General features: G+C 72.2%; 8 protein-coding genes and 1 pseudogene. 7 read left to right on the forward strand and 2 right to left on the reverse strand.

What is annotated here, in order from left to right:
* The first annotated feature begins 164 nt into the window (after positions 1-164).
* The 5 genes from ACFXAZ_RS37290 to ACFXAZ_RS37310 all read left to right on the forward strand — a co-directional run bounded on the left by ACFXAZ_RS37290 (position 165) and on the right by ACFXAZ_RS37310 (position 4,665).
* Positions 165-503, forward strand: coding sequence for a hypothetical protein (locus tag ACFXAZ_RS37290; RefSeq protein ID WP_384600774.1), 339 nt, complete (start codon positions 165-167; stop codon positions 501-503).
* Between the two features lie 146 nt (positions 504-649).
* Positions 650-1,567, forward strand: a complete 918-nt coding sequence (htpX, locus tag ACFXAZ_RS37295; protein ID WP_384600777.1) for a zinc metalloprotease HtpX — start codon at positions 650-652, stop codon at positions 1,565-1,567.
* A 2-nt stretch (positions 1,568-1,569) separates the two neighbouring features.
* Positions 1,570-2,157 carry a hypothetical protein gene (locus tag ACFXAZ_RS37300; RefSeq protein WP_384600794.1) on the forward strand — a complete coding sequence of 196 codons (588 nt, stop codon included), beginning with the start codon at positions 1,570-1,572 and terminating at the stop codon, positions 2,155-2,157.
* Positions 2,158-2,293: 136 nt separating this feature from the next.
* Positions 2,294-2,857, forward strand: coding sequence for a DUF1269 domain-containing protein (locus ACFXAZ_RS37305; protein WP_384600779.1), 564 nt, complete (start codon positions 2,294-2,296; stop codon positions 2,855-2,857).
* 89 nt (positions 2,858-2,946) lie between these two features.
* Positions 2,947-4,665 carry an alpha/beta fold hydrolase gene (locus ACFXAZ_RS37310; RefSeq protein WP_384600782.1) on the forward strand — a complete coding sequence of 573 codons (1,719 nt, stop codon included), beginning with the start codon at positions 2,947-2,949 and terminating at the stop codon, positions 4,663-4,665.
* A gap of 50 nt (positions 4,666-4,715) precedes the next feature.
* Here ACFXAZ_RS37310 and ACFXAZ_RS37315 read toward each other — a convergent pair whose 3' ends face one another.
* Positions 4,716-5,030 (reverse strand): hypothetical protein, encoded by a 315-nt coding sequence (locus tag ACFXAZ_RS37315; RefSeq protein WP_384600785.1) that lies wholly within the window; start codon positions 5,028-5,030, stop codon positions 4,716-4,718.
* Positions 5,031-5,260: 230 nt separating this feature from the next.
* Between ACFXAZ_RS37315 and ACFXAZ_RS37320 the strand changes: the two genes are divergently transcribed.
* Positions 5,261-5,623, forward strand: a complete 363-nt coding sequence (locus ACFXAZ_RS37320; protein WP_384600788.1) for an arsenate reductase family protein — start codon at positions 5,261-5,263, stop codon at positions 5,621-5,623.
* A gap of 125 nt (positions 5,624-5,748) precedes the next feature.
* Complete coding sequence (locus ACFXAZ_RS37325) at positions 5,749-6,372, forward strand: hypothetical protein (RefSeq protein WP_384600791.1); 624 nt, start codon at positions 5,749-5,751, stop codon at positions 6,370-6,372.
* Between the two features lie 36 nt (positions 6,373-6,408).
* Here ACFXAZ_RS37325 and ACFXAZ_RS37330 read toward each other — a convergent pair.
* A pseudogene (locus tag ACFXAZ_RS37330) lies at positions 6,409-6,703 on the reverse strand (alpha/beta hydrolase); the annotation flags it as partial.

Here is a 6,703-nt window from a genome sequence, read left to right on the forward strand (position 1 = left end):
CGGTGGCTTTTTCGCGGGTTGTTGTTTTCTATATAACCCTCTGAGCGGGGGTGTTTGCCCCGGTCCCCCCCCTGCCGGGGGGCGGGGGGGCCACGGGCGTATGTTCTATTTGAGGGCTTCGGAGAGGGAGGCCACGGGACTGGGACACGGGGGTGGACCGGGAGATGGCCGAGCGCGGTCGGGACGAGCGGGAGCCCGAGGAGTGCGGGGTGCCCGCGGAATCCGGCGAGTACGGGGAATCCGAGGAGTACGACTTTCGGTGGGCCGCCGCCGCCGAGCACAAGGAGCCGTCGGCGCGGGCCCGGATGCTGGCCGCGCGGTGGAAGGAGAATCCGCCCGGAGCGGTGCCGTTCCGGCCGGAGCCCGAGGGGCGGCGGCGGAGGTGGCGGCGGAAGGTGCGGCTCGGGGGGCGGTCGCCCTGGGGGTCCGTGGTCATCGTGGCCGGCGGGCTCGTCACCGTGATCCTGCTGCTCGGGTACGTCGGTTTCCGGGCGCCTTTCTGACGTGTTCACGCGGGGCTTATTGATCTCGGGTGAACGGAGGCTTTGCAGGTCCCTGGGCTGATCGCGACCGTCGTATGGGACGGACAGGTGCACACTGGACAGTAGGGCGAACGCCCTGTCCGCGGTGTAGTGCGGGGTGGTACAGAATGCAGAGTCGCTTCCGCAGTGACCGGCGGCTGACCTTCCGGATGATGGTCACGCTGTTCCTGCTCGGATTGTTGTACGTGGCCTTCGTCGCCGCGTTGATCGTGCTGCTGAAGTCGTGGGTCCTGGTCGTGGTCGTGGCGGCCGGGCTGATGGGGGCGCAGTACTGGTTCTCGGACCGGATCGCACTGTTCGCGATGCGGGGCCGGGTCGTGGAGCGCGAGGAATATCCCGAGCTGCACGCTGTCGTGGACCGGCTCTGCGCGATGGCCGACATGCCGAAACCGGTGGTCGCCGTCTCCTCGCTGGACATGCCGAACGCGTTCGCGACCGGCCGCAACGCCGACAACGCCGTGGTGTGTGTGACCAGCGGGCTGCTGCGCCGCCTGGACCCCGCCGAGCTGGAGGGCGTCCTCGCGCACGAGCTGTCGCACGTGGCGCACAAGGACGTGGCGGTGATCACCATCGCCTCGTTCCTCGGGGTGATCGCCGGACTGGTGATGCGGTTCGCCTTCTACTCCCAGGTCTTCGGCGGGCGCCGGGACCAGAACACGGCCATGATCCTCGCGGCCGTGATGGGGGTCTCGCTGGCGGTGTACGCCATCAGCTTCCTGCTCATCCGGGCCCTGTCCCGGTACCGGGAGCTGGCCGCGGACCGCGCGGCGGCGCTGCTCACCGGGCGGCCCTCCGCACTGGCCGCCGCCCTCACCAAGGTGGACGGCGACCTCGCCCGGATCCCGACCAAGGATCTGCGCACGGTCCAGGCGTTCAACGCCTTCTACTTCACCCCGGCCCTGGGCTCCGGCCCCGGACTGGCCCGGCTGTTCTCCACGCACCCCAGCCTGGAGAAGCGGCTGGAGCAACTGGCACAGATCTCCGCGGAGCTGGGTGAGCCCGCACTGCCCGGGAACACGAGGTGAGCATGGGGCTGCTGGACATCCTGCTGGGCCGGAGCAAGCCGGTCCAGCCCGATCTCGACCAGCTCTTCGCGCTGCCGTCGGCGGCGGTGACCCTGGAGGCCGCGGCGGGGTTCACCCCGACCGGTCAGGGCGCGGTGTGCTTCGCGACCGTCGAGGGCGAGGCGTTCGAGCAGACCCACCGCGAGGTGCAGGCGCTGCTGGACGCGGACACGGACCGCGCGGGGTCGCCGGTGGAGCTGGTCCGGGACGACTTCGGCTACTCCTGGCTGGTCTCCCGCCGCACCCCGGATGATCTGTCCCAGCTGGTCAATGACCTGCACGCGGTGAACAGCTCCATGGAGGTCAACGGCTTCGGGCCGCAGCTGCTGTGCTCGCTGGCCGGGTTCGAGCGCCGGGCGGACGGGCGGCGGCTCGCGCTCGTCTATCTCTACAAGAGAGGCACCTTCTATCCGTTCGCCCCGCTGCCGGGCGGCGGGCAGCGGCGGGACAGCGCGCTCGAACTCCAGATGAAGGCGGTACTCGCCGAGGATCTGCGGGTCGAGCAGGATCTCGGCCGCTGGTTTCCGCTCTGGGGGGCTCCCACGCTGTAGCGGGGCGGGCTCCGCGCCGATGATCGCTCGGGGTGCGGCTGCCCGCCCTCCGTCCTAGAGTTCACTCCGGACCAATCCATCCATACGCGACACATCTCATCAGATCATTGTCTCCGCGCATGTTCGGGAGTTCCGTATGAGCAATCTCTTCGTCGTCGCCTACGACGACCTCACCACCGCCAACCAGGTGCGCGAGAAGCTGTTCGACCTGTCGAAGCAGCATCTGGTCGAGCTGGAGGACGCGGTGGTCGTGGAGCGGCGGGAGGACGGCAAGATCAAGCTGCACCAGGCCGTCAACCACACCGCGGTCGGCGCGGCCGGCGGTGCCGTCTGGGGCGGGGTGATCGGGCTGCTGTTCCTGGCCCCGCTGCTCGGTGCGGCGGTGGGCGCGGCGGCCGGGGCGGCGGGCGGCTCGCTCACGGACACCGGCATCAACGACGCCTTCATGAAGGACCTCAGCCAGAATCTGCGGCCCGGCGCCGCCGCGCTGTTCGTCCTGGTCAAGCACGCCGCCCCGGACAAGGTGATCCCGGAGATCGCCGGGTTCGGCGGGCAGCTGGTCCAGACGTCCCTCAGCCAGGCGGACGAGGAGCACCTCCGGGAGATGCTGGCGGCGGCGGTGCGGCCTCCGGCGCCGGAGGCGCAGAAGACTCCGGAGGCGCAGAAGACGCCGGAGGCACCGGGAGCGCCGGGGGCGTAAGGGGCGCCAGGGGCCGAGAAGGCCGGGTGACCGACCGGGAGTGGAGGCGGGGGCGGAGGCCTCTCCGGCGTCCGTGAGTGAATGGCCGTATGGCCGAACCCCCGCTCTCCCCGGACGACTTCTCCCACGACGTCACCGGCACCGCCGGCACCCCACCCGAGCGGCTCGCCGTCACCCGCCTCGCCGCGACACCGCCGTACCTCACCGGACCCGGTGCCACTCCCGAGCCGCCCACCGCGGTCCTCCTCCACGGTGCCGGTTCCGGCAGCAAGGAGCGGCTGCGTCCACTGCTCGCGGAGTTCGCGGGGCGGGGCTGCGGCGCCCTGGCGTTCGACTTCTCGGGGCACGGGGGCAGCTCGGGTGAGCTGCGGGAACTGAGCCTGCGGCGCCGGTTCGCGCAGGCCGTGGACGTGATCGACGCGCGGGTACCGGCGGGGTCCCCGCTGATCCTGGTCGGCTTCAGCATGAGCGGCCAGACGGTGGCGGACCTCGCCGGGCACTACGGCGACCGGGTCGCGGCCCTCGCCCTGTGCGCGCCGGCGGTCTACGCGGCCGACGTCTGGGACCTCCCGTTCGATAACGGCGACGGCCCCTTCACCCGGCTGATCCGCACCCCGGACAGCTGGCGCACCTCCCCCGCGCTGGACGCGCTGCGCCGGTACGCGGGACGGGCCGTGCTGGCGGTCCCCGGCACGGACGCGATCATTCCGGAGGCCGTCACCGACGCGGTCCAGGACGCGCTCGCCGCCAGGGCCCAGTTCACCCGTCTCGAACTGCCGGACGCGGACCACTTCCTGGGCGCGTGGTTCCGCGACCACGCCGACTCCCGCCGGGAGTTGGTGACCGCCGTGCTCGACGGGTACGGCGACGGCGGCTGGACGGCGACCCGCGCCTGGCTGCGCGAACGGCTCCCGCAGGGACGGCACGTGACCGGGACCCGTGCGTTGCGGGGCGGCTTCAGCTCACAGCTGCGGGCGCTCACTCTCGACGACGGCAACGGGAATGGCTACGACGGCGGCCTGGTCCTGCGTACCTTCGTGAAGCCCTTCTTCCGCGAGCACGCGCCGGGCCTGCTGGCCCGGGAGGCGTCCGTGCTCGGGCTGCTCGCCGGGCGGCCGGACATCCCGGCGCCCGAGCTGATCGCGGTGGACCCGGCGGCCGAGCACTGCGACCACCCGTCCCTGCTGATGACACTGCTGCCGGGCCGGGTCCGGATCGACCACGCCGAGGCGCCGGAACTGGCACGGCGTACGGAACTGCTCGCGGGCCTGCTGGCCCGGATCCACGCGGTCGTGCCGGACGAACGGCCCCGGCCGTACCAGGCGTGGACGTCCCCGGAGCGGGTCACGGCCGCGCCGGGCGCGTTGTGGGAGCGGGCCGTGGACGTCATCCGCGCCGAGCCGCCGGCGTACGAGGGCTGCTTCCTGCACCGGGACTTCCATCCGGGGAACGTGCTGTTCGAGGGGGCGGGAGCCCGGACGCGGATCAGTGGGGTGGTGGACTGGGTGGAGACGTCGTGGGGTCCCGCCGATCTGGATGTGGCCCACTGCGCCACGGCGCTCGCCCTGCTGTACGGCCCGGAGCACGGGCTGGCCTTCGGCGACCGGTACACCGCCCAGGGCGGACGCCCCCTCGCCGACGGCCCGGACCAGCTGTACTGGCGGCTCCTGGACGCCCTCGCCCACGCCCCGGACGCGGCGAAACTGGCGGGCCCCTGGCGGGAGCTGGGACGCACGGACCTGACGGCGGAGGTGCTGGGCGAGCGGCTGGAGGGGTATGTGCGGGGGGTGGTCGAGCGGTACGCGTGAGGCTGGCGCCGGGCGTCGCCGTCGAGCCGGCGGTGCCCGGCGCCACCGGCTCACCGGTTGTAGCGCATGAACGCCCGCACCATGTGGCACGTCGTGTCCGACGGCGGATGGACGCCGATCAGCTCCGCCGTGCTCCGGATCGTCTCGTTGCGGGCCTGGTCGGGCAGGTGGACGCCGGAGTCGAGCAGGGCGATGGCCAGGCGCATCGCCTTCAGCCGGCGATTGTGCGTGATGTACCACTGGCGGGGCCGTCCCGGCGGCAGCGGGCGCTTGGGCACGGGCGCGTACGGCAGCTCCAGCGGCACGGACCGCCGGGCGGTGGACTGGGTCGGCAACGGCTTCGGCTTCAGTGCGGCAGCGGGCACAGGCATCCTCCTGTCGCGGCAAGGGCACCCCGGAGGCTGTGGCCGCCCCCGCGATCCCCTCGAACAAGTGCCTCCATTCTACCGTCCGGCACTGACAATCAGCGAGCCCGCACACCACGCCAAAAGGCCAGGTGGGCATGGGAATTGTCCCCTGATTCCCGGCCGTCGCAGCAGGCTCACGCCACCCGGCGGAAAATCGAACAGACACCGCTCCGCGTACCGTTGCGCCCATGGAGATCTGGATCAATCCGGCCTGTTCCAAGTGCCGCAGCGCCCTGCACCTGCTCGACGCCGAGGGGGCCGAGTACACGGTCCGCCGGTATCTGGAGGATGTGCCCGGCGAGGACGAGATCAGGGCCGTACTCGACCGGCTCGGGCTCGAACCGTGGGACATCACCCGCACCCAGGAAGCCGCCGCCGAGGAGCTGGGGGTGAAGGAGTGGGCCCGGGACGCGGGCTCGCGCGAGCGGTGGATCGCCGCGCTCGCCGCGCATCCGAAGCTGATCCAGCGGCCCCTCATCACCGCCGACGACGGCACCGCCGTCATCGGCCGCACCGAGGAGGCGGTACGGGACGCGCTGTCCCGGCGCTGAGCGCCTACGTGGCTCAACTTCGCTGTGACGCACGTTACTTCGGAAGGGTCGGGCAACCGCTGAGCAACTCCGTTCGGGGCCTCGTACATAGCGGCGTACGCTCCCCGACCTCCCAGGAGGCGCGAATGTCGCGCAGGAGAACCCTCGGTACGAAGAAGAAGATCGCGCTGCTGGTGAGCGCGGCGGCCGTGGCCGGCGGCGGCGCCTTCGCCCTGGCCGCCACCTCGAACGCCGCCCAGAGCGCCGCCGACTCGGCTGTCTGCCGGGGAAAGGCCGTCGCGCTCGGCAACAACGAGCGGTTCATCGCCGATCAGCGGGCCAGCCCGGACGCGCAGTCCGAGGCGCGGATCGCCAACCGGCTGGCGGTCATCGAGGAGATCAAGCGCCAGCAGGCGGCGTCGGGGTGCCAGGTGGGGGAGTCGGCTCAGGGCTCCCAGGCCGCGCCCCCCGCCCCGCCCGCCAGCACCGCGCCCCCGGCGGACAACCCGCCCGCCGCCTCGGACCGGCAGGTGTGCAACGGCTCCACCGTCACCCTCTCCGGCGAGGGCGGCGCCCCGGCGGCCTCCAGCAACCAGTTCCCGGTGGGCACCCGGCTCAAGGTCACCAACCTGGACAACGACAAGTCCACGACCGTCGAGGTCACCTCGGCCTCGGGCAGTTGCGCCCTGCTGAACAACGCGGCCTTCGAACAGGTCCGCGAGCCCGGCAAGTTCCTGATCCGCCGCGCGCTGATCGAGAGGGTGGGGTGAGGGTGACGGCGAGGGGGAGGTCCGCCAGCTGATGGATCAGCCGGTGGGGTCAGTGGATTCGCCGGGTCCGCCGCGTCCCCCGGATCTCCCGGACCCGCCCAGGAACTCACCGATACGGCGCCCCAGTTCCGGCGGAGCCGCGTGCGGCAGCGCGTGATGGGAGACGCCCGGGAGCACGACCGTCTCCACCCGTGGCAGTACCGCCCCCGCCCTGGCCGCCACCCGGGACGGGTCATGGGTCCTGCTGCTCCCGGCCAGGAGCAGCACGACCGGCACAACCCGGGCGCGCCGCGCCACGGCCGCCGGGCGGGGCCCCGACACCGGCCTCGCG

It is taken from the genome of Streptomyces sp. NPDC059477 (assembly GCF_042749375.1).
Taxonomy (GTDB): domain Bacteria; phylum Actinomycetota; class Actinomycetes; order Streptomycetales; family Streptomycetaceae; genus Streptomyces.